Annotated in this window: 20 protein-coding genes, 5 tRNA genes and 1 pseudogene; 17 read left to right on the top strand and 9 right to left on the bottom strand. The window is 33.8% G+C overall.

Annotated features, from left to right (window positions below):
- Positions 1–7: 7 nt before the first annotated feature.
- Positions 8–823 carry a DNA ligase gene (locus tag CQA57_RS03785; protein WP_115578905.1) on the bottom strand — a complete coding sequence of 272 codons (816 nt, stop codon included), beginning with the start codon at positions 821–823 and terminating at the stop codon, positions 8–10.
- The gene (locus CQA57_RS03780) at positions 817–2,202 is read right to left on the bottom strand and encodes a mannose-1-phosphate guanylyltransferase/mannose-6-phosphate isomerase (RefSeq protein WP_211305546.1); all 1,386 of its coding nucleotides are present in this window, start codon (positions 2,200–2,202) and stop codon (positions 817–819) included. Before CQA57_RS03780 ends, CQA57_RS03785 begins: the two co-directional genes overlap by 7 nt.
- Before the next feature lie 171 nt (positions 2,203–2,373).
- Here CQA57_RS03780 and CQA57_RS03775 point away from each other — a divergent pair.
- From CQA57_RS03775 to fusA, 17 genes are all read left to right on the top strand, one after another.
- Positions 2,374–2,449, top strand: a tRNA-Thr gene (locus tag CQA57_RS03775).
- A gap of 76 nt (positions 2,450–2,525) precedes the next feature.
- Positions 2,526–2,610: transfer RNA gene (locus CQA57_RS03770), tRNA-Tyr, on the top strand.
- Between the two features lie 24 nt (positions 2,611–2,634).
- Positions 2,635–2,711: transfer RNA gene (locus tag CQA57_RS03765), tRNA-Gly, on the top strand.
- Positions 2,712–2,845: 134 nt separating this feature from the next.
- Positions 2,846–2,920, top strand: a tRNA-Thr gene (locus CQA57_RS03760).
- A 100-nt stretch (positions 2,921–3,020) separates the two neighbouring features.
- A complete protein-coding gene (tuf, locus tag CQA57_RS03755; protein ID WP_115578904.1) occupies positions 3,021–4,220 on the top strand; it encodes an elongation factor Tu in 1,200 nt (399 codons plus the stop codon).
- Between the two features lie 12 nt (positions 4,221–4,232).
- Positions 4,233–4,391, top strand: coding sequence for a 50S ribosomal protein L33 (gene rpmG / locus CQA57_RS03750; RefSeq protein WP_115569960.1), 159 nt, complete (start codon positions 4,233–4,235; stop codon positions 4,389–4,391).
- Between the two features lie 20 nt (positions 4,392–4,411).
- Positions 4,412–4,487: transfer RNA gene (locus tag CQA57_RS03745), tRNA-Trp, on the top strand.
- A 29-nt stretch (positions 4,488–4,516) separates the two neighbouring features.
- Positions 4,517–4,696, top strand: coding sequence for a preprotein translocase subunit SecE (secE, locus tag CQA57_RS03740; protein WP_115578903.1), 180 nt, complete (start codon positions 4,517–4,519; stop codon positions 4,694–4,696).
- Between the two features lie 15 nt (positions 4,697–4,711).
- Positions 4,712–5,233: a transcription termination/antitermination protein NusG gene (gene nusG, locus CQA57_RS03735; protein WP_115578902.1), complete on the top strand. Its 522-nt coding sequence runs from the start codon at positions 4,712–4,714 to the stop codon at positions 5,231–5,233.
- A 12-nt stretch (positions 5,234–5,245) separates the two neighbouring features.
- A complete protein-coding gene (gene rplK / locus CQA57_RS03730; protein ID WP_115578901.1) occupies positions 5,246–5,671 on the top strand; it encodes a 50S ribosomal protein L11 in 426 nt (141 codons plus the stop codon).
- A gap of 29 nt (positions 5,672–5,700) precedes the next feature.
- Positions 5,701–6,405, top strand: a complete 705-nt coding sequence (gene rplA, locus CQA57_RS03725) for a 50S ribosomal protein L1 (protein ID WP_115578900.1) — start codon at positions 5,701–5,703, stop codon at positions 6,403–6,405.
- A gap of 87 nt (positions 6,406–6,492) precedes the next feature.
- Positions 6,493–6,975 (top strand): 50S ribosomal protein L10, encoded by a 483-nt coding sequence (rplJ, locus tag CQA57_RS03720; RefSeq protein ID WP_115578899.1) that lies wholly within the window; start codon positions 6,493–6,495, stop codon positions 6,973–6,975.
- Between the two features lie 11 nt (positions 6,976–6,986).
- Positions 6,987–7,361 (top strand): 50S ribosomal protein L7/L12, encoded by a 375-nt coding sequence (gene rplL / locus CQA57_RS03715; protein ID WP_115578898.1) that lies wholly within the window; start codon positions 6,987–6,989, stop codon positions 7,359–7,361.
- 143 nt (positions 7,362–7,504) lie between these two features.
- Positions 7,505–16,156, top strand: coding sequence for a DNA-directed RNA polymerase subunit beta/beta' (locus CQA57_RS03710; RefSeq protein ID WP_115578897.1), 8,652 nt, complete (start codon positions 7,505–7,507; stop codon positions 16,154–16,156).
- An 85-nt stretch (positions 16,157–16,241) separates the two neighbouring features.
- Positions 16,242–16,631 carry a 30S ribosomal protein S12 gene (rpsL, locus tag CQA57_RS03705; RefSeq protein WP_115578896.1) on the top strand — a complete coding sequence of 130 codons (390 nt, stop codon included), beginning with the start codon at positions 16,242–16,244 and terminating at the stop codon, positions 16,629–16,631.
- 12 nt (positions 16,632–16,643) lie between these two features.
- The gene (rpsG, locus tag CQA57_RS03700) at positions 16,644–17,111 is read left to right on the top strand and encodes a 30S ribosomal protein S7 (RefSeq protein ID WP_115578895.1); all 468 of its coding nucleotides are present in this window, start codon (positions 16,644–16,646) and stop codon (positions 17,109–17,111) included.
- An 18-nt stretch (positions 17,112–17,129) separates the two neighbouring features.
- On the top strand, positions 17,130–19,208 hold the full coding sequence (gene fusA / locus CQA57_RS03695; RefSeq protein ID WP_115578894.1) for an elongation factor G: 2,079 nt from the start codon (positions 17,130–17,132) through the stop codon (positions 19,206–19,208).
- A 49-nt stretch (positions 19,209–19,257) separates the two neighbouring features.
- Here fusA and CQA57_RS03690 read toward each other — a convergent pair whose 3' ends face one another.
- From CQA57_RS03690 to CQA57_RS03660, 7 genes and pseudogenes are all read right to left on the bottom strand, one after another.
- Complete coding sequence (locus CQA57_RS03690) at positions 19,258–19,899, bottom strand: LysE family translocator (protein ID WP_115578893.1); 642 nt, start codon at positions 19,897–19,899, stop codon at positions 19,258–19,260.
- 137 nt (positions 19,900–20,036) lie between these two features.
- Positions 20,037–20,426, bottom strand: coding sequence for an SMI1/KNR4 family protein (locus tag CQA57_RS03685; protein WP_115578892.1), 390 nt, complete (start codon positions 20,424–20,426; stop codon positions 20,037–20,039).
- A gap of 15 nt (positions 20,427–20,441) precedes the next feature.
- Positions 20,442–20,852: a hypothetical protein gene (locus tag CQA57_RS03680; RefSeq protein ID WP_115578891.1), complete on the bottom strand. Its 411-nt coding sequence runs from the start codon at positions 20,850–20,852 to the stop codon at positions 20,442–20,444.
- A gap of 13 nt (positions 20,853–20,865) precedes the next feature.
- The gene (locus CQA57_RS03675; protein ID WP_115578890.1) at positions 20,866–21,444 is read right to left on the bottom strand and encodes a hypothetical protein; all 579 of its coding nucleotides are present in this window, start codon (positions 21,442–21,444) and stop codon (positions 20,866–20,868) included.
- Between the two features lie 134 nt (positions 21,445–21,578).
- Positions 21,579–21,767, bottom strand: a pseudogene (locus tag CQA57_RS03670) (BspA family leucine-rich repeat surface protein); the annotation flags it as partial.
- Between the two features lie 21 nt (positions 21,768–21,788).
- Positions 21,789–22,676: a BspA family leucine-rich repeat surface protein gene (locus CQA57_RS03665; RefSeq protein ID WP_147288346.1), complete on the bottom strand. Its 888-nt coding sequence runs from the start codon at positions 22,674–22,676 to the stop codon at positions 21,789–21,791.
- Between the two features lie 50 nt (positions 22,677–22,726).
- A partial coding sequence (locus tag CQA57_RS03660; protein WP_211305544.1) for a BspA family leucine-rich repeat surface protein occupies positions 22,727–23,356 on the bottom strand: 630 nt, incomplete at its 5' end.

The following is a 23,356-nucleotide window of genomic DNA, read 5'->3' as shown; positions in this document are numbered from 1 at the left end:
TATAACATTAAAAATCTCTGTAGAGCCTTAAAAATACAGGATGTCTAGGAAGGTTATTTGTGGTTGTTTTGTAGAATTTATAGGTAATAATTGTTCCAATTTTTGGTGGATTTTTTCTAAAATCTTCACTTAATCCACTTCCAATTTTAAATATTTTATCCCCTTCTTTGCAAATAATCGAACCAACTTGGTTGGCGTATTTTCCCCTGCCTTTTTTATAATCAATAATTTCACACTCAGAATCAAGGAAAAACTTATATTTTAATGCGCTAGGTTTTCTTCCTGTTTCATAAGTTGAGAGTTTATTGCGTAAAATTACTCCTTCTCCATTGGAGTTTTGAATTTCTTTTATGAAATGTTTTAGAGATTCTAGTTGGATAAATTGGTATTGTGGAATAATTTTTATTGGTAAATTTTGGTTTTGCTTGAGAAAGTTCTCTAGCACCTGGAGTCTTTCTATAAGATTTCCTTGCTGGTTTGGCACTTCAAAGATGTGGTAAGTTATATTTTTCCATTGTTCTTTGTCTTGTTGGTTTTTTATAATTGAGACAATATTCTCAAAGTCTCCTTGTTTTGTAAAAAGCTCGCCATCTAATGCAAATGGTGGAAAGTTTTTAATAAACCATTGTGGAGGATTGAGATTTTTGCCACTTTTTGAGAGCAATTGCTTGCCATCCCAATAAGCTCTTATGCCATCAAGTTTTTCACTGACAAGATAATCTTGTATATTGATTGTATTAAGATCTTTAAGGATTATGGGATAAATGAGTTCTATGGCTTGAGCATAAAAACTAAAAATGAGTAAAAAGAGAAATCTTAACATCTTTTAAAATCATCCTCAATACGGACAATATCATCCTCACCAAGATATTCTCCCATCTGTATCTCAATCATAACTAAATCAATCTTTCCTTCATTTGCCAACCTGTGGATTTTTCCCATAGGAATATAGGTAGATTCATTGGTGTGAAGCTCAAAATTTTGATTTTCAAGGGTAATGTGAGCTGTTCCACTTACAACTATCCAGTGCTCATTGCGGTGAAAATGTTTTTGTAAGCTTAATCTAGCATTGGGTTTTACGACAATTTTTTTAATTTTATAATTTTTGCTTTCAAGTAATATGCTGTAAGTCCCCCAAGGTCTATGAGTAATGTTGTGTTGTTGTGTGAGTTGCGGGAAATCTTTTTTAATCAATGGAATAATATCTTTAACTTTTTGACTTTCTCCTCTTTTTGTAAGTAAGAGAGAATCTATCGTATCAATCACTATTAGGTCGTGTATCCCTATAGTGGCTACCATTTTTTCAGATAAAATAAAGTTATTATTGCTTTCATATTGAATAGTTTTGGTTGGATTTGTATAGCAGGAATTTGGCTTGATAAATTCCTCACTAAGAGAATCAAAACTCCCAATATCATTCCAATCAAATGTAGATTCGACACAAAAAACTTTTTTGCTTTTTTCCATAAGTGCATAATCAATACTGATTGATGGGATGGTTTTGCTTTGTTGCTCAGATAATCTAAGATAATCCTTTTCTTTTGGGGTATTTTTAAAAATTTCAGAAATATTATTAAATACCTCAGGAGTATAGTGTTGTAGCTCACTTAAAAAAGTTTTTGCTTTGAAGCAAAACATTCCACTATTCCAGTAATAATTGCCAGAATGTAAAAAATCTTTCGCGGTTTTTAAATCAGGCTTTTCGATAAATTTTTTTACTATACCATTAGAGGATTGGATATAACCATATCCAGTATGGGGGCTTAGTGGTTTGATTCCAAAAGTTACTAAGAAGTCTTTTTTTGCCATATCAATAGCTTTTATAACATCTGTGATGTATTCTTGGTGATTTTTAATAAGATGATCACTTGGTAGCACCAATAATATATCATCAGGCTTTGAATTTAATGCACTAAGGGTAATTGCTGGAGCAGTATTCTTTGGACAGCTCTCTAAAATAAAGCTTGATATATTTTGTTGTATCTCTTGCGCTTGATCCTTTAAGAGAAAAAGGTAATTTTGATTTGAAACAACCTCAAAAATTGCTTCTGATATTTCAAATAATTTTTGATTGCGTAATAATGTTTCTTGAAATAGTGAAGATGTGCCAAAAATTTTATTAAATTGTTTTGGCATATCTTCTCTTGAAATTGGCCAAAGTCTTGTTCCGTTGCCACCACATAAAATTACAATTTTCAACATAGCTTTAGATTATCCTGATTTTTATATTTCTGTTGTTAAAACCTGCCTTTTTATAATGATATCAAAAATCACTTCAAAGTATATAAAACTTAAGATTTTTTAGAATTTTTCTTGACAAATAAAGTTTTTTATTATAGAATTCGCCCTCACAGAATTTAATATTTTGTGTTTGCTGGTTTAGCTCAGTTGGTAGAGCAGCTGCCTTGTAAGCAGCAGGTCGGGGGTTCAAGTCCCTTAACCAGCTCCATCAAACTCTTTACAGACTTTATCTGTTTCAGTGTTTGACCAGTTACCTTAAGATGTTTAAATTATCGAAGAATATTGGTGAGATACTCAAGTGGCCAACGAGGGCAGACTGTAAATCTGCTGACTTTGTCTTCCGTGGTTCGAATCCACGTCTCACCACCACTTAAGTTAGGGTTTTTAAGTGATGCGGGAATAGCTCAGTTGGCTAGAGCATCAGCCTTCCAAGCTGAGGGTCGCGGGTTCGAGCCCCGTTTCCCGCTCCATTAATATACTGGGAGCTGAAATTATGCAAAGTTTTTTGTAGCTCCGCTCAATTTGTAAAAAATTGAGATATCATATTTATTTTTATTACATCTAAAGTATTATTCTAATATATTTTATTATAATTTAGGTTTTTGCCCATATAGCTCAGTGGCAGAGCACTTCCTTGGTAAGGAAGAGGTCGGCGGTTCAATCCCGCTTATGGGCTCCAGTTTTATTTTGTTGTAAAATTCAGAGTTAGGACTTTGATTGATACTTAAGTTTTGGTATGCTTCATTTTTAACTCAAACTTTAAATATTAGGAGAACAAGATGGCTAAAGAAAAATTTGTCAAAACAAAACCGCATGTTAATATTGGAACAATTGGGCATGTTGACCATGGTAAAACTACATTAAGTGCAGCTATTTCTGCTGTTTTATCGCTTAAAGGTTTAGCTGAAATGAGAGATTATGATAATATTGATAATGCTCCAGAAGAAAAAGAGAGAGGTATTACTATTGCAACTTCTCATATTGAATATGAAACAGAAAATAGGCATTATGCTCATGTTGACTGTCCTGGGCACGCAGACTATGTAAAAAATATGATTACAGGTGCTGCGCAGATGGATGGAGCTATACTTGTAGTTTCTGCAGCTGATGGTCCTATGCCACAAACTAGAGAGCATATTCTTCTTTCAAGACAGGTTGGAGTTCCATATATTGTAGTTTTCTTAAATAAACAAGATATGGTTGATGATCAAGAATTGTTAGATCTTGTTGAAATGGAAGTAAGAGAATTATTGAGTGCATATGAGTTCCCTGGAGATGATACTCCAATCGTTGCTGGTTCTGCTCTTAAGGCTTTAGAAGAAGCTAAATCTGGAAATGTTGGTGAGTGGGGAGAGAAAGTATTAAAGTTAATGGCTGAAGTTGATGCTTATATTCCAACACCTGAGAGAGATACTGATAAAACTTTCTTGATGCCAGTTGAAGATGTATTCTCTATTGCTGGACGTGGAACAGTTGTTACTGGAAGAATTGATAGGGGTGTTGTAAAGGTAGGAGATGAAGTAGAAATTGTTGGTATCAGAGACACTCAAAAAACTACTGTAACTGGTGTTGAAATGTTTAGAAAAGAACTTGATAAGGGTGAGGCTGGTGACAATGTTGGTATTCTTTTAAGAGGAACAAAAAAAGAAGAAGTAATCAGAGGTATGGTATTATGTAAGCCAGGTTCAATTACTCCTCATAAGAAATTCGAAGGTGAAATTTATGTTCTTTCTAAAGAAGAAGGTGGTAGACATACTCCATTTTTTGATGGCTATAGACCACAATTCTATGTAAGAACAACAGATGTTACTGGTTCTATTAAATTGCCAGAAGGTGTAGAAATGGTTATGCCTGGAGATAATATTAAAATCAATGTTGAGTTGATTACTCCAATTGCTCTTGAACTTGGTACAAAGTTTGCTATTAGAGAAGGTGGTAGAACTGTTGGTGCTGGTGTTGTTACAAAAATTATTGAATAATAGGGTGTAATAATGAAGGTAAAAATTGGATTAAAGTGTTCTGAATGTGGTGATATCAATTATAGTACCACGAAGAATGCTAAGACAAATACAGAGAAACTGGAGCTCAAAAAATTTTGCCCAAGACTTAATAAGCATACACTGCATAAAGAAGTCAAATTAAAAAGTTAGGGGAACTCCCTAGCTTTTTTAGGTCAGTAGCTCCAATGGTAGAGCGTCGGTCTCCAAAACCGAGTGTTGGGGGTTCGAGTCCCTCCTGGCCTGCCATTTGTAGTATAAAAAATGGAAGTGAAACAATGAATAAGTTGATTACATATTATAGATTAGCAAGAGAAGAACTTAACAAAGTTATTTTTCCTACAAAAGAACAGAGAAGAAATGCCTTTATATCTGTTTTAATTGTTGTTAGTGCTATTTCTATTTTTTTGGCTTTGGTAGATTTTATTTTATCTGCTTCTGTATCTAGTATTCTGTGATTATAGGAGAGATTTATGTCATTAGATTGGTATGCGATACAAACTTATTCTGGTAGTGAGCAATCTGTTGAAAAAGCTGTAAAAAATCTTTTAGATAATGCTAAGATAGAGTGTAGAATTATTGTTCCTACAGAAGATGTATTTGAATATAAGAATGGTAAAAAGATTACTAAGCAAAGAAGTATATATCCTGGATATGTCTTTATTCAAGTTGATTTAACTACTTCAATTTGGCATATGATACAAAAATTGCCTAAAGTTTCTAAGTTTATTGGTGAAGATAAAAAACCTACACCATTAAGCCAAGAGGATGTTATGTCAATTTTAGAAAAGATTGAAAAAAGATCAGAACCTAAACCAAAAATATTTTTTGGAAAAGGTGAGGTTGTTAGAATTATCAATGGGCCTTTTGTTAATTTTACGGCTGTGGTTGAGGAATATGATGTTGAACATGAAAAGTTAAAACTGAATGTTTCTATTTTTGGTAGAAATACTCCTATAGAAATACTGTATTCACAAGTAGAAAAAATAGTATAAGAAGGATGAAAAATGGCAAAAAAAATTGTTGGTGAATTAAAACTTCAAATCCCTGCTGGTAAGGCAAACCCTTCTCCTCCTGTAGGTCCTGCTTTAGGTCAAAGAGGGGTAAATATTATGGAGTTTTGTAAGGCTTTTAATGAAAAAACAAAAGATATGGGGAATTTTAATATTCCTGTTATTATTACAGTTTATCAGGATAAAAGTTTTAGCTTTATTACAAAAAAGCCTCCAGTGACTGATTTGATTAAAAAAGCAGCCAATATTACTAAAGGATCTGATAATCCTTTAAAAAATAAGATTGGTAAGCTTACTCAAAAGCAATTAGAAGAGATTGCGAGTATAAAAATGGAAGATTTGAATGCAAATAGTATGGAAGCAGCTAAGAGTATTGTTGCAGGAAGTGCTAGAAGTATGGGAATTGAGATTGTAGATTAATAAAAAATTAACGAATGGAGATTTAAGGTATGGGAAAAAAGGTAGCCAAAAGATTACAAAATTTATTATCTAAATTTGATAATACAAATTTTTTCAGTTTAGAGGAAGGAGTTAAGACAGTTAAAACACTTGCCTCTGCTAAGTTTGATGAAACTGTTGAAATTTCTTTAAAACTTGGCGTTGACCCACGACATGCCGATCAGATGATAAGAGGAGCTGTAGTATTGCCTCATGGTACTGGCAAGAAAGTCAGAGTGGCTGTTTTTGCTAAAGGCTTGAAGGCAGATGAAGCTAAAAATGCTGGTGCTGATGTTGTTGGTGATGATGATTTGGTTGAAGAAATTAAGAATGGTAATTTAAACTTTGATATGGTGATAGCTACTCCAGATATGATGGCTTTAGTTGGTAAGGTTGGTAGGATTTTGGGTCCAAAAGGTTTGATGCCAAATCCTAAGACTGGCACCGTGACTATGGAGGTTGGAAAGGCTATTGAAAATGCTAAAAGTGGTCAGGTGAATTTTAGAGTAGATAAAAAGGGAAATATCCATGCGCCTCTTGGAAAAGTTAGTTTTACTGAAGAAAAAATTCGAGAGAATTTGATTGAATTTTTAAAAACTATCAATAGGTTAAAGCCTGCATCTGCAAAGGGAAAATATATTAGAGGAGCAGCTCTATCTTTAACAATGTCTCCATCGGTGAAGCTTGAGGCACAAGAACTTTTAGATATTAAATAATCTTTATCTTTAGACTGAAGACTATAAGGGCTTAGCTTAATGGAGGAATCTACCTTATATATGGTTTAAGTCTAGAAAGGAGGAAAAATGACAAGACAGGAAAAACAAGTACTGATACAGAATTTAGTTTCAGATTTTAAGGCTTCTAATTCTTTAATTATTTGTGATTACAAGGGTTTAAGTGTAAGAAAGTTAGAAGCTTTGAGAAATTCTGCTAGAAAGTTAGATGCAAAAGTGCAAGTTATTAAAAATACGCTTGCTTCTATTGCATTAAAAGAAGCAGGTTACCCTGAATTTGAAATTAAGGATACTAATATCTTTATTTGGGGTAATGAGCAAATTTCTCTTTCTAAATTAGTAATGAAGTTTGTTGATGAAAATAAAGAATTATTCAGTGTTAAGATGGGATGTTTTGATGGTCAAGTAGTTGATGAACAGCATATTACAGCAATTTCTAAATTACCAAGTCGTGATGAGCTTATTGGTATGTTGCTTTCTGTTTGGACTGCCCCAGCAAGATATTTTGTTACAGGTTTAGATAATTTAAAGAAACAAAAAGAAAATAACTAAAGGAGTTTATTATGGCTATAACAAAAGAAGAAATTTTAGATTATATTGGTGGTTTATCTGTTTTAGAGCTTTCTGAATTAGTAAAAGCTTTTGAAGAGAAATTTGGAGTTTCAGCTGCACCTACTGTTGTTGCTGGTGCTGTGGCTGCTGGTGGTGCAGCTGCCGCTGAGGAAAAAACAGAATTTAACGTAGTACTTGCTGATGCTGGTGCTAATAAGATTAATGTTATTAAGGTGGTAAGAGAAATCACTGGTTTAGGATTGAAAGAAGCTAAAGAAGCTACAGAGGCTACACCAAGTGTATTAAAAGAAGGTGTAAGTAAAGAAGATGCTGAAAACTTTAAAAAGAAGTTAGAAGAAGCTGGTGCAAAAGTAGAAATCAAATAAATGTTTTTAAATTAAAATATTTAGTTTAGCCCAAAGTTCTTTTGGACTTTGGGTTTTTTACGTTAAACATTTTAAGTAAGTTTGTTTGAATAATTTTATTTAGAGTGTTTGCTCTTTTAAATCAATATAATGAAGGTTACATAATGCTAGCAGAAATGAATACAAAAAATAGACTTCGCGTTGATTTTACTCAATCATCACAAAAATTAGATATCCCAAATTTATTATTATTACAAAGAGATAGTTATAACTCTTTTTTGATGTCAAAAGATGGTAAAGAGAGCGGTATTGAAAAAGTTTTTCGTTCTGTTTTTCCTATTCAAGATTCTCAGAATAGATTGATATTAGAATATGATGGTTGTGAGTTTGGAAAACCAAAATATACCGTTAGGGAAGCTATGGAAAGAGGTATTACTTATTCCATTCCTTTAAAAATTAAAATAAGATTAGTTTTACTTGATAAAGATGAAAAAACTGAAAAGACAAGTATTAAAGATATAAAAGAACAAAGTATTTTTATTAGAGAGATTCCTTTAATGACTGATAGAATCTCTTTTATTATTAATGGTGTAGAAAGAGTTGTTGTAAATCAGCTTCACAGAAGCCCTGGTGTTATTTTTAAAGAAGAAGAGTCTGCTACTGCTTCAAATAAATTGGTATATACTGGACAGATTATTCCAGATAGAGGATCTTGGCTTTATTTTGAATATGATGCAAAAGACACATTATTTGTTCGCATCAATAAAAGAAGAAAAGTTCCTATCACAATATTATTGCGTGCTATGGGGTATAGTAAACAAGAAATTTTAAAAATCTTCTACCCACTCTTAAGGGTAAAAATTGAAAAAGATAAACACTTTATTGAGTTTAATCCATCTAGTTTTGAAGGAAGAGTAGAATATGATATAAAAAATACTCAAGGAGAAGTTGTTGTTGAATCTGGAAAACGTTTGACGCAGAAAAAAGCTCAAGAGTTGTTTGATAAAGGATTGAGATGGATAGAGTATCCAACTCTTTTGGATAGATATTTAGCAGAACCTGTAATTGATGCAAAAACTGGAGAGGTAATTTTTGATACACTCACACAATTAGATGAAACAAAAATTAAAAAACTTTTTGATTTAAAGATTAAAGAATTTGTCATTGCAAATGATTTGGCATTAGGGCATGATGATGGTATTTTAAAATCTTTTGTTGCAGATGCAGATCCTCTTAAGATTTTAAAACAAACAGAAAAAATAGAAGATGAAAATGATTTGGCTGCAATTAGAATTTATAAGGTTATGAGACCAGGAGAGCCTGTTACAAAAGAAGTAGCTAAGCATTTTGTAAAACAACTTTTCTTTGATCCAGAGCGTTACGATCTTACGCGTGTTGGTCGTATGAAAATGAATCATAAATTGGGGCTAAATATACCAGATTATATTACAGTGTTGACACATGAAGACATTCTTGAGAGTATTAAGTATCTTGTGAAAGTAAAGAATGGACAAGGTAGAATTGATGATAGAGATCATTTAGGTAATAGGAGAATTAGAGCTATTGGCGAGCTTTTAGCAAATGAATTGCATACAGGATTGATTAAAATGCAAAAAGCTATTAAAGATAAGCTTACAGCTTCTAATCTTAGTCTTGATACTTTAATGCCTTTAGATTTGATTAATTCTAAGATGATTACTTCAACTATTCTTGAGTTCTTTACTGGAGGGCAATTATCACAATTTATGGATCAAACAAATCCACTTTCAGAAGTAACGCATAAAAGAAGACTTTCAGCTCTTGGAGAAGGGGGATTGGTAAAAGAGAGAGTTGGATTTGAAGCAAGAGATGTGCATCCAACGCATTATGGAAGAATTTGTCCAATTGAAACTCCAGAAGGTCAAAATATTGGATTGATCAATACACTTTCTACTTTTACTCGTGTGAATGATTTAGGTTTTATTGAAGCTCCTTATAAGAAAGTTGTTAATGGTAAGGTTACTGATGAGATTGTATATCTAACAGCAACTCAAGAAGATGGGCAGGTAATTGCACCAGCTAGTACAAAAATAGATGATAAAGGAAATATTGTAGAGGACCTTATAGATGCTAGAGTTGGCGGTGAAATTACACTTAGTGAGAAGAGTAAAGTAACTTTAATTGACTTAAGTCCAAGAATGCTAGTGGGAGTTGCTGCTTCTTTGATTCCATTCTTAGAGCATGATGATGCAAACCGTGCATTAATGGGTTCTAACATGCAAAGACAAGCGGTTCCTTTGTTGATACCTGATGCTCCTATTGTTGGAACAGGTATAGAAAAAGTTATTGCTAGAGATGCTTGGGAGGCTATTAAGGCTTCAAGGGCTGGTGTTGTTGAAAAAGTTGATGCAAAAAATATTTATATTTTAGGTGAAGATGAAAATGGAGCATATATTGATAGTTATCCATTACAAAAAAATCTTCGCACTAATCAAAATACTAGTTTTACTCAAAGACCAATTGTAAAAGTTGGCGAAAAGGTTGAAGCAAATCAAATTATTGCAGATGGTCCTAGTATGGATTGCGGTGAATTAGCTCTTGGAAAAAATGTTAGAGTTGCATTTATGCCTTGGAATGGTTACAACTTTGAGGATGCGATTGTTGTAAGTGAGCGTCTTATTAAAGAGGATTATTTTACTTCTGTGCATATCTACGAAAAAGAAGTAGAAGCTAGAGAGTTAAAGCATGGTGTTGAAGAAATTACAAGAGATATTCCTAATGTAAGAGAAGATGATATTGCGCATCTTGATGAAAGCGGGATTGTAAAGATTGGAACTTATGTAAATGCTGGGATGATACTTGTAGGAAAGGTAAGTCCAAAAGGTGAAGTAAAATCTACACCAGAAGAAAGATTGCTAAGAGCAATTTTTGGAGAAAAAGCAGGTCACGTGGTTAATAAATCTCTTTATTGCCCACCTTCATTAGAGGGAACTGTTGTTGATGTTAAGATATTGACCAAAAAAGGTTATGAAAAAGACGAGAGAGCTTTGAGTGCTTATGAGCAAGAAAAGTCCGTTTTGGATATCGAACATCATGACCGCTTAACTATGCTGGATAAAGAAGAGAGATTGAGAATAAATCTTATGCTTGCAAAAGAGGCTTTAGGCAGTGATGCTTCAATTGAGCAGAAAAAATACAAGAAGGGAGATATTATTCCGCAAGAAGAAATCGCAAGTATTAGTAGATTTGCTCTTAATACACTTATAAAAAGTTATCCAAAACAAGTGCAGCAAAAATATAATCAGATTAAAACGAATTTCTTAGAGCAAAAGAAAACATTAGGAGAAGAGCATTCTGAGAAGCTTTCTATTCTAGAAAAAGATGATATTTTGCCAAGCGGTGTTGTAAAGCGTGTAAAAATTTATGTTGCAACAAAGCGTAAGCTAAAAGTTGGCGATAAGATGGCAGGAAGACATGGAAACAAAGGTATAGTTTCTAATATTGTTCCAGCTGTTGATATGCCATATACAGCAGATGGTGAGCCTGTTGATATTGTATTAAATCCTCTGGGCGTTCCTAGTCGTATGAATATTGGTCAGATTCTAGAAGTTCATTTAGGATTAGTGGGTAAAAGATTTGGGGAACAAATAGCTGATATTTTAGAGACTAAAACAAAGGTATTTGCTAAAGAATTAAGAGAAAAAATGCTTGAAATTGCTAGCGTAGTAAATCACAAAGATACTTCTTTGCAAGACTTTATTAAAAAAGCGAGCGATGAAGACTTATTGAGTTATGCTAAAGATTGGAGTAATGGTGTAAAATTTGCCATCCCAGTTTTTGAAGGTATTTCTCAAGAGCGATTTAATAAATTATTTGAAATGGCAAAAATTGCTATGGATGGTAAGACAGATCTTTATGATGGAAAGACTGGAGAGAAGATTCGAGAAAGAGTCAATGTGGGCTATATGTATATGCTAAAGCTTCATCACCTTGTTGATGAAAAGGTGCATGCTAGAAGTACTGGACCTTATAGTCTTGTTACACAACAGCCAGTCGGTGGTAAGGCATTATTTGGTGGACAGAGATTTGGTGAGATGGAAGTTTGGGCTTTGGAGGCTTATGGTGCTGCACATACCCTTAAAGAGATGCTTACTGTAAAATCTGATGATGTCAAGGGTAGAGAAAATGCTTACAAAGCAATTACTAGAGGTGAGGCTGTTGGAGAATCTGAGATTCCAGAAACATTCTATGTTTTAACAAAAGAATTGCAGTCTTTAGGTCTTGATGTGAATATTTTTGGTGAAGAAGTAGATGAAGATGGCCAGCCAAAACCAATTGTGGTAGAAGAAGATAATAGGCCAAAAGATTTTAATACTCTACAACTTGTTTTAGCAAGTCCAGAGAGAATTAGGTCTTGGAGTAAGGGTGAAGTTAAAAAACCTGAGACTATTAACTATAGAACACTTAAACCAGAGAGAGATGGCTTATTCTGTACCAAAATTTTTGGACCAGTAAGGGATTATGAATGCCTTTGTGGTAAATATAAAAAGCCAAGATATAAGGGTATTGTGTGTGAGAAGTGTGGAGTTGAAGTTACAAGTGCAAAGGTGAGAAGATCCAGAATGGGTCATATTGAGCTTGTAACTCCTGTGGCACATATTTGGTATGTAAGCTCATTGCCAAGTAGAATTGGAACATTGCTTGGTGTCAAGGTAAAAGATTTAGAAAGGGTGCTTTATTATGAGGCATATATTGTTAAAGATCCTGGAGAGGCATTTTATGACAATGAATCTACAAAGCCTGTGATGAAATATGATGTGCTTAATGAGGAGCAATATCAAGAAATAAGCAAGCGTTTTGATGATAAAGGCTTTGTTGCTAAGATGGGTGGAGAAGTAGTAAAGGAACTGCTTGAAGAGCTTGACTTAGTAGTGCTTTTGAAGTCTTTAAAAGAAGAGATTAAAAATACTAATGCAGAGTCAAAGAAAAAGACAATTATTAAGCGTTTAAAGGTTGTTGAAAGTTTTGTAAATTCCGGTAATAGACCAGAATGGATGATGCTAACAGTATTGCCAGTTTTACCACCAGATTTAAGACCTTTGGTTGCTCTTGATGGTGGAAAATTTGCAGTAAGTGATGTAAATGATCTTTACAGAAGAGTGATCAATAGAAATCAGAGATTAAAAAGATTGCTAGAACTTGATGCGCCAGAAATTATTGTACGTAATGAAAAAAGAATGTTGCAAGAGGCAGTAGATGCACTTTTTGATAATGGAAGAAATGCAAATGCTGTAAAAGGTGCTAATAAGAGACCACTTAAGTCTTTATCTGAGATTATCAAAGGAAAACAAGGAAGATTTAGACAAAATTTACTTGGTAAGCGTGTGGATTTCTCTGGAAGAAGTGTAATTGTTGTTGGACCTAACTTGAGAATGGATCAATGTGGATTACCAAAGAATATGGCTCTAGAGTTGTTTAAGCCTCATTTGTTGGCAAAACTTGAAGAAAAAGGTTATGCTACAACTATGAAGCAAGCAAGAAAAATGATTGAGCAAAAAACAAATGAAGTGTGGGAGTGCTTGCAAGAAGTTGTTGAGAATTATCCTGTATTGCTTAACCGTGCACCAACGTTGCATAAGCAATCTATTCAAGCATTCCATCCAAAACTTATTGATGGTAAAGCAATCCAGTTGCATCCTTTGGTATGTTCAGCATTTAACGCGGACTTTGATGGTGACCAAATGGCTGTACATGTTCCGTTATCAGAAGAGGCGATTACAGAATGTAAGATTTTAATGTTAAGCTCTATGAATATTCTCTTGCCAGCTAGCGGTAAGGCAGTAGCAGTGCCAAGCCAAGATATGGTTTTGGGACTTTATTATCTCTCTTTAGAAAAAAGTCAGGTTGTAGGAGAACATAAGCTTTTTGGTAATATTGATGAGATTATGATTGCTTTAGATTCTGGAGACTTGGATATCAATGCTAAGATAAGAACAGTGGTGGATAGAAGAATATTACAAACAACAGTTGGAAGAATGATATTAAAGTCTATCTTGCCAGATTTTGTTCCAGTTTCATTGTGGAATAAGACATTGAAAAAGAAAGATATAGGAACATTGATTGATTATGTTTATAAAAATGGTGGTATAGGAATTACAGCTACTTTCCTTGATAACTTAAAGAACCTAGGATTTAAGTATGCAACAAAAGCTGGTATTTCTATCTCTGCTGCAGATATTATTGTTCCTGAAAATAAGCAAGAGGCGATTGATCTAGCTAAATCTGAAGTTAAGAAAATCCAGATGCAATATGATCAAGGCTTATTGACAGAGCAAGAGAGATATAACAAGATTATTGATATTTGGACAGATACAAACAATAAAATGTCTAAGGAAATGATGGAGCTTGTAGAGGCAGATAAAGGTGGATTTAACTCTATTTATATGATGGCAGATTCTGGTGCTAGAGGTAGTGCAGCGCAGATTAGACAATTATCAGCAATGCGTGGTTTGATGGCAAAGCCAGATGGGACTATTATTGAAACACCGATTGTTTCAAACTTTAAAGAAGGGCTAAATGTTCTAGAGTATTTTACATCGACACACGGTGCAAGAAAAGGTCTTGCAGATACGGCTTTAAAAACAGCTAATGCTGGTTATTTGACAAGAAAACTTATTGATGTATCTCAAAATGTTAAGATTGTAACAAATGATTGTGGAACGCATGAGGGTGTTGAGATTACAGATATTTCTATTGGTAGTGAGCTTATTGAATCTCTTGAAGAAAGAATTTTTGGTAGGGTATTAGCTGAAGATATTATTGATCCAATTACAAATGAAGTGCTCTATAGTGCTGGTATTTTAATCAATGAAAATATAGCCAAGCATATTGTTGAAGTAGGAATTAAATCTGTGATTATTAGGACACCTGTTACTTGTAAGGCAGAAAAAGGTGTATGTGCTAAGTGCTATGGATTAAATCTTGGTGAAGGAAAGATGAGTAAGCCAGGTGAGGCTGTTGGTGTTATTGCTGCTCAATCAATTGGTGAGCCTGGAACACAGCTTACTCTTAGAACATTCCACGTGGGTGGAACAGCTTCAAGAAGCCAAGAAGAAAGAGAAATACTTGCTGAAAAAGAAGGATTTATACGTTATTACAATATCAAGACTTATAAAAACAAAGAAGGCAAGAATATTGTTGCAAATAGAAGAAATGCAGCAGTCTTTGTGGTAGAGCCAAAAATTAAAGCTCCTTTTGATGGTAAATTAAAAGTTGAGACAGTGCATGATGAGATTATTATCCATATTCAAGGAAGTAAAGAAGAGGTTAAATATCATTTAAGAAAGAGTGATGTTGCAAAACCAAATGAACTTGCTGGTGTTGGTGGTAAGATAGAAGGTAAGCTTTATATTGCATATCAAACAGGATATGAAGTAAAGTCTGGAGACAGCATTGTTGATATTATTAAAGATGGATGGAATGTTCCAAATCGTATACCTTATGCAAGTGAAATACTTGTAGAAGATAATACGCCTATTGCTCAAAGTATCTATGCAAAAGAAAATGGTATTGTGAAATATTATAATCTTGTGGCAGACCATCTAGAGAGAGTTAGAGATATTAAAGCAGGACAGGAAGTTAAGGAAAAAGGATTATTTGCAGTTATTGCTGATGAAAATGATAGAGAAGCGATCAGACATTATATTGCTCGCGGATCAAAATTATTAGTTAGTGATAATCAAGAGGTAGATTCAAAGACTTTGATTGCAGAGCCAATGGTAAATCAAAAAACAGTAATTGCGACTTGGGATCCTTATAATACATTAGTGATTGCAGATAAAGCGGGTATTGTGAGATTTGAGGATATTATACCTGGTGTAAGCGTAGCTGAAAAGCAAGATGAGAATACGGGTATTACAAATCTTGTAGTTAATGAGTATTTGCCTGCGGGTTGCAAGCCAACTATTGTGGTAGAGATTGATAAAAAAGAAAGCATTCGTTACCCATTGGATCCAAAGACAGCTATTTCTGTTGCAGATGGAGCTAAAGTTGGAGTTGCTGAGATATTAGCTAGAACACCAAAGGCTACTGTAAAATCAAGAGATATTACAGGAGGTCTTCCAAGAGTATCTGAACTCTTTGAGGCAAGAAAGCCAAAAGATTCTGCAATACTTTCTGAGATTGATGGTATCGTAAGTTTTGGTAAGAGTATAAGAAATAAAGAAAAAATCATTGTTACTTCTAAGGATGGTAATAGTGTTGAGTATCTTGTTGATAAGAATCGCCAAATATTAGTGCATCCAGAAGAATTTGTTCATGCTGGAGAAGCGATGACTGATGGTATTATTTCAAGTCATGATATTTTAAGAATAAGTGGCGAAAAAGAGTTGCATAAGTATATTATCAGTGAAGTGCAACAGGTTTATCGCAGACAAGGGGTGAGTATCGCTGATAAACATATTGAAATCATTGTATCTCAAATGTTGCGACAAGTGCGCATTATAGATAGCGGAGATACAAAATTTATTGATGGAGATCTTGTAAGTAAGCGTTACTTTAGAGAAGAAAATGAAAGAATCTTAAGTCTTGGAGGAGAGCCAGCTGTAGCTGAACCAGTCTTATTAGGTATCACAAGAGCTGCTGTTGGAAGTGATAGTATTATTTCTGCTGCTTCTTTCCAAGAGACTACAAAGGTTCTAACAGAAGCAAGTGTTGCTGGTAAAAAAGATTTCTTAGAAGATCTTAAGGAGAATGTGGTATTGGGTAGAATGATACCAGTAGGAACAGGTTTATACAAGAATAAGAAAATCTCTTTAAAATTAGAAACACAAGAATAATTTGTGTTTCTAAGCATAATAAAAGATTTTTTTTTGTAGAATCTAACATTTTTTAAACAAAAACTATTTAAGAAAGGAAAAATTCGTGCCAACTATAAATCAGTTAATCCGCAAGGAAAGAAAAAAAGTTATAAAAAAGACAAAATCACCAGCATTGGTTGAGTGTCCTCAAAGAAGAGGAGTTTGTACTCGTGTTTATACAACAACTCCAAAAAAGCCAAACTCAGCGTTAAGAAAAGTAGCTAAAGTAAAACTTACAAGTAAGATTGAGGTTATTAGTTATATTCCTGGTGAAGGACATAACTTGCAAGAGCACTCTATTGTATTAGTTAGAGGAGGAAGGGTTAAAGACTTACCTGGTGTGAAGTATCATATTATAAGAGGGGCTTTGGATACTTCTGGTGTAGCAAAAAGAACTGTTTCTAGAAGTAAGTATGGTGCTAAAAAAGCAAAGCAAGGTGCTGATAAAAAATAAGAAAGGAAGACAATGAGAAGAAGAAAGGCTCCAGTTAGAGAAATTTTAGGTGATCCTATTTATAATAACAAGGTTGTGACAAAGTTTATCAATAAAATGATGTATGATGGCAAGAAGAGTATTGCTGAAAAAATCATTTATGCGGCATTTGAGAAAATTGAGGAAAAGAGTGGAGAGAAGGGTATTGAAGTTTTTGAAAAAGCTTTAGAAAAAGTAAAACCTCTCGTTGAAGTTAGAAGTAGAAGAGTTGGTGGAGCAACTTATCAGGTGCCAGTTGAAGTAAGACCTGTAAGACAACAATCCTTATCTATAAGATGGATTTTAGAAGCTACAAGAAAAAGAAATGAAAGAACAATGGTAGATAGACTTGCAAATGAGTTGATGGATGCAGCAAGTGATAAGGGAGCTGCATTTAAGAAAAGAGAAGATGTGCATAAGATGGCAGAAGCTAATAAAGCATTTGCACATTATAGATGGTAATTATAAGGGGATTAAAAGATGGCAAGAACGACTCCTTTAAATAGAATTAGAAATATAGGTATTGCAGCACATATTGATGCTGGTAAAACAACAACATCAGAAAGAATCTTATTTTATACAGGTGTAAGCCATAAGATTGGTGAGGTTCATGATGGTGCTGCTACAATGGACTGGATGGAGCAAGAAAAGGAACGCGGAATTACAATTACTTCTGCTGCTACTACTTGTTTTTGGAATAATCACCAAATCAATCTTATAGACACTCCCGGACACGTGGATTTTACAATTGAAGTTGAAAGATCTATGAGGGTTTTAGATGGTGCTGTTGCAGTATTTTGTTCAGTTGGAGGTGTGCAACCTCAAAGTGAAACTGTTTGGAGACAAGCAAATAAATATGGTGTTCCAAGAATGGTTTTTGTTAATAAGATGGACAGAATCGGTGCAAACTTCTATAATGTAGAAGAGCAAATTAAAGCAAGATTAAAGGCAAATCCAGTACCTATCAATATACCAGTAGGAGCAGAAGATAGCTTTAAAGGTGTTATTGATTTGATACAAATGAAAGCTTTGATTTGGAATAATGAATCTATGGGTGCTAAGTATGATATAGAAGAAATACCAGCAGATTTGTTAGACAAAGCAAAAGAATATAGAGAAAAACTTCTAGAATCAGCGGCAGAGCAAGATGAAGTTTTGATGGAAAAATATCTTGGCGGAGAAGAACTAAGTGTTGAAGAAATAAAAAAAGGTATTAAGATTGGATGTCATAATATGACACTTATTCCTATGTTGTGTGGTTCTTCCTTTAAAAACAAAGGTGTGCAGACATTGCTAGATGCTGTTGTGGATTTTTTACCTGCACCAACAGAAGTTGCAGATATTAAAGGGATTGATCCTAAGACAGAAGAAGAAATCCATGTAGAATCTTCTGATAATGGTCCTTTTGCTGGTCTTGCATTTAAAATTATGACAGATCCTTTTGTAGGTCAGCTAACTTTTGTTAGAGCGTATAGAGGAATGTTGGAATCTGGTAGTTATGTATTGAATTCTACTAAAGGCAAAAAAGAGAGAGTAGGAAGACTCTTGAAAATGCACTCAAATAAGAGAGAAGATATTAAAGAAGTTTATGCAGGTGAGATTTGTGCATTTGTAGGTCTTAAAGAGACACTAACAGGTGATACACTTTGTGATGAAAAAGCTCCAGTAATTTTGGAGAGGATGGAATTCCCAGAACCTGTTATTCATATCGCTGTTGAGCCTAAAACAAAAGCAGATCAAGAGAAAATGGGTATAGCACTAGGTAAGCTTGCAGAAGAAGATCCAAGCTTTAGAGTAAGCACACAAGAAGAGACAGGACAAACTCTTATTGGTGGTATGGGAGAGCTTCACTTAGAGATTATTGTTGATAGATTAAAAAGAGAATTTAAAGTAGAAGCTGAAGTTGGACAACCTCAAGTTGCATTTAGAGAGACTGTAAGAAAGTCTGTAAATAAAGAATGTAAATATGCAAAACAATCTGGTGGTAGAGGGCAATATGGGCATGTATTTATCAAGCTTGAGCCAAAAGAAGCTGGTAGTGGATATGAATTTGTTAATGAAATTAGTGGTGGTGTAATTCCTAAAGAATATATCCCTGCTGTTGATAAAGGTATTCAAGAAGCTATGCAAAGTGGAGTTTTGGCAGGTTATCCAGTAGTAGATTTTAAAGTAACGCTTTATGATGGAAGTTATCATGATGTAGATAGTTCGGAAATGGCATTTAAAATTGCTGGTTCTATGGCATTTAAAGATGCGTGTAGAGAAGCTGGAGCAGTTTTACTTGAGCCAATGATGAAAGTAGAAGTAGAAGTTCCAGAAGAGTATATGGGTGATGTAATCGGAGATTTAAATCGTAGAAGAGGTCAAATCAACTCTATGGACGATAGAATGGGATTAAAAATTGTTAATGCATTTGTTCCATTAGCAGAAATGTTTGGTTATTCTACAGATTTGCGTTCAGCAACTCAAGGTAGAGGAACTTATTCTATGGAATTTGATCATTATGGTGAAGTTCCTGCAAATATTGCAAAAGAAATTATTGAAAAGAGAAAAGGATAATCTTTATCTCTTTTCTAATTCCTTTCCATCTGCTTTAAGACTTAAAGTCTTAAAGCACTTTTTCTATTACTCCATATATTAAATTTAATCCAAATAAGCCAAAAACAATACCTGCAATGACATCTATAAGCTTTGCATATTTCAAAAAAGCATTGAGAAATTTTTTAATTGTAAAGATTTTTACAACAAAACAAAACCAAAAGGTTGGGATAAGAAGCATTGCACTTAATAGAAAAATATCTATAAGATAGGGTGTATTAGGTGGAAGTTTTGCAAGGATAATGCTCACAAAAATAGGTGGTTTTGGATTTGAGAGGTTTGTGATAATACCTGATAAAAAACTTTTAAATTTATCTTGTATTGATGGTGTTTCTTGATATGAGGAGTTGCTAGTATTTTTTAGAGATAAAAATATTTTTATTGACATATAGATAAGATAGCAACCCCCAGCTAATTGCATATAATCAAAAAAAGAAGTTTTATTTAAAAGATTGATGAGAAAAAATCCTACGATTAACCATACAAAAGTTCCAGCAACAATTCCAAATGCACACATCACTGCTTGTGCTTTTCCTTTGATAGCAGTGCGAATGACCAAAAACATATCAGGTCCTGGCATAATCACTGCTAGAATCCAAATGGTTAAAATGCTACCAATTGCATTTTGGTATTGTGATAAAGTATCAAGCATGTTATTTTCCCGTAATATGAGTATTAAGGATTTTTTTATTAAATTTAGTTTTTAATTATATCAACTCTATTTTTAAATTGATAAAAAAGCAAATTTAAACTTAACGGAGGTATTGAAATGAGATAAGGAACATATAATCACCCCTCCTCTCCAGCCTTTTTTTCTATATCTTTTAACCACTCAAACCATTCTTCAAAACTCTTAGCAATCTCTTTTCGTTCTTCAAAATCTATGTTATACACCACACCACTCTCACAATCCAAAGCTACAATGCTATTGAGGAACTCATCGTGATGGATCATAATCTCTTGTGGAAAAAGTGGATAAAATTTGCGATTGCGTTTTGTCGCACCAATCACACAAGGATAGTCCTCAATATCCTCTATGCTCTCATCATATCCATACACATCAAAATACTCACCACGATATACTCCAATCTCTTCTATAAATTTGGCATATTCTTTGGGGAGAGTTACACGCAATGAATCCTCAACTATCCCAACCCTCTTACTAATTTTTGTGCTCATTTTCTTTCCTCAGTATCAATAATGCAGGTTTGTAGTTTTTTTTTCAATATCTTCATTATATTCTAGCTTCTCTTTAGAAATCACATTTTTAAGTTCTCCTGTTGTGGGATTGTATTCTAGCCAAGTCATCAATCCACTCCCATCTTGAGGGTCTTTCCAATCAAAAAAAAGCTTGGCAGTAATTTTGTCATTTCTCCACTGGTCTATCAGAAAAGATGTGTGGTCTTTGACGTATTCTTCATCTTCTTTGTCATTGCTCCATTGCTTGAAACCATAATCACTGCTTTTTGCAAGTTCTATAAAGATCGCAACACATTGTTGGATACTTGGAGATTGTGTGTTGATTCCTTGGGAAAAAAATAAGCGTGTAGGATTTGCAAGTTCGTTGGCGAACATTAAAGAAAAGAATAAAAAAGTTTTTTTCATCATTGCCCCTTAATTATAGCTTCGACAAATCTTGGTTTGACACTATTAATAAGCTTCTTGTATTGCTCTTGTGTGTGTTTGTTTGAATCTTTTGGCAAATCCCATATAATTTTTTTGCTAAATCCAATTTCTTTTTATCAATCAAGAGTTTTAGAATTTTTTGTGCTTCTTGCTTGTTTATATGGAAAGGCAAATTCTCTTTTAGAATGGATTTTAGGTATTTGTCATTAGCCCCATCTGCAAGCTTTTCTTTGGTTGTGATGAGAAAATCATTGAGTTGTTTTTTGCCTTGAATATCAAACTTGTCTTTTAATTCCCCAAATACTTCTGAATTTTTATCATTTTTCTTCAGCTTATATTTTCCATCCTCTTTTTTGAAGGTAAAAGCCTCAATTTTTTCAAATAGCAATCCCTCTTCTTGTATTTTTGGTTTGACAAGAAAAAAGGTGGATTTATCACTTAGATTAAAACCAAAACCAATGTGAGGAATTTTTTCAGAATCGTAATATATATCAGAAGAGAAACCCTCATATTGCTCAATAAATACTCTTGCATTTTGGACAAAAGCATCCTCTTCTGTATCTGCTCCCATTTTTTCCAATTGTTTGAAAAAAATATAAATAATTGAACAAGCAAAGGAAACATCTCTTGGTTGTGATTTTCTTGCTCATTTTTGGGAATGGTTTTTTCTGCAATCTTGGAAATTATTTTAGTTTTATTCATTTTTCAATCCCTATTTTCACTTGTCTTAAACTGCTTTTCCCAATTAACTATCATTGGAGAACCACAAAACATACAGCCAAATTTCACTACATTTGAAACATTCCATTTTCTTAAATCTTGATTAAATTTTTTGGCATTTAAAAACATATTGTTCATATTTGTCACATTTGAAACATCCCAATTCCCAATAGGTTCATTAAACCGCCCATTGTCCTAAAACATCCCTTCCATAGTTTTTACATTGCTGACATCCCAAGTTTCTATTCCACTAAAATCAACTCTTCCCACAGAATCTTGACACTCTGGAAAAAAATCTGCCATTGTGGTAGAAGTATCCATCGCACGACAAAACAAAAAGCTCATGTCTGTAACTTGACTTACATCAATGTTTTTAAGTGGCACACTCTCATCTCTTAATATCTCTAAAAGCTCTTTTCTATTTTTGGGTTTGAATTTTCTAAAGGGATTTATATCTCCCCAAGAACTCAAATCTTGTTTGAATGCCTTATTTTCTGCAAACATACCCTTGATATTGGCTTTAGGATTGAGTTTCCAAGAGCCTAAAGGTTGATTGAATGCCTTTGCACCTTTAAACATTTCCTCCATATTCTCTACATTACGCACATTCCATTTATCTAGGGGTTGGTTGAAAGCATCCGTTCTATTAAATACTGCTTTCATATTTTTCACATTGCTCACATCCCGCTTTTTAAGAGGTTGGTTGAAAGATCTTGCCTCATCAAACATATAGCTCATATCTTTGACTCTACCTACATCCCAATTCACAATGGGCTCATTAAACTTTTTATTGTCATAAAACATTCCTGCCATATTTTCTACATTAGAAGTATCCCACTTCTCAATACCCTTAAAGTTTTTTCTTTTTTTAGCTGAGTTTTTACACTCATCCCAATCACTTCTGCAAAACAAATAACTCATATCCTTAATCTTGCTGACATCAATCTCATCTAGTTTGATACTCTCATCAGCCACAAGGGCAATCAATTCTTCTTTATCTTTTGGGAAATACTTCAGCTCTGCTAGGAGGGGTAAAGTCCCTAGAGTAATGGAGAGTAGAGGGAGCAAGAGTTTGGTTTTCATAGGATTCCTTTCTTTAGCGATTTCTTGTTTTTTTATCACCTACTCCATTATCAAAACATATAATCCACATTTCTTGCTTTGCGTAAATCCCAATTCTTGATAGATTGAGGATTGAAACTCTCTGCTTTTGAAAACATATGATAGACATCCTCTACATTGCTTACATTCCATTTATCTAAGGGTTGGTTGAATGAAGTGGCTTTATAGAACATATACCACATATTTTTAACCCTACTTACATTCCAAGAGTTTAGGGGCTGATTAAAAGAGATTGCGTTGTAAAACATATAGCTCATATTCTCTACATTGCTTACATTCCATCTGTCTAAGGGTTGATTAAAAGCTTTTGCTTCATCAAACATATTGCTCATATCTTTCACATTACTCACATCCCAATCCCCAATAGGCTCATTAAAACTTTCATTTCCATAAAACATTCCTTTCATATTCTCTACATTAGAGGTGTTCCACTTCTCAATGCCTTTAAAGTTTTTTCTTTTTTTTGCTGAGTTTTTACATTCGCTCAGATCTACTTGACAAAACAGAAAACTCATATCTGTAATCTTGCTGACATCAATCTCATCTAGTTTGATACTCTCATCAGCCACAAGGGCAATCAATTCTTCTTTATCTTTTGGGAAATACTTCAGCTCTGCTAGGAGGGGTAAAGTCCCTAGAGT

The sequence above is a fragment of the Helicobacter anseris genome, from assembly GCF_003364335.1.
GTDB classification, from domain to species: Bacteria; Campylobacterota; Campylobacteria; order Campylobacterales; family Helicobacteraceae; genus Helicobacter_H; species Helicobacter_H anseris.
The sequence above is the reverse complement of the archived record's forward strand: the minus strand, read 5'-3'. Positions and strand labels throughout refer to the sequence as shown.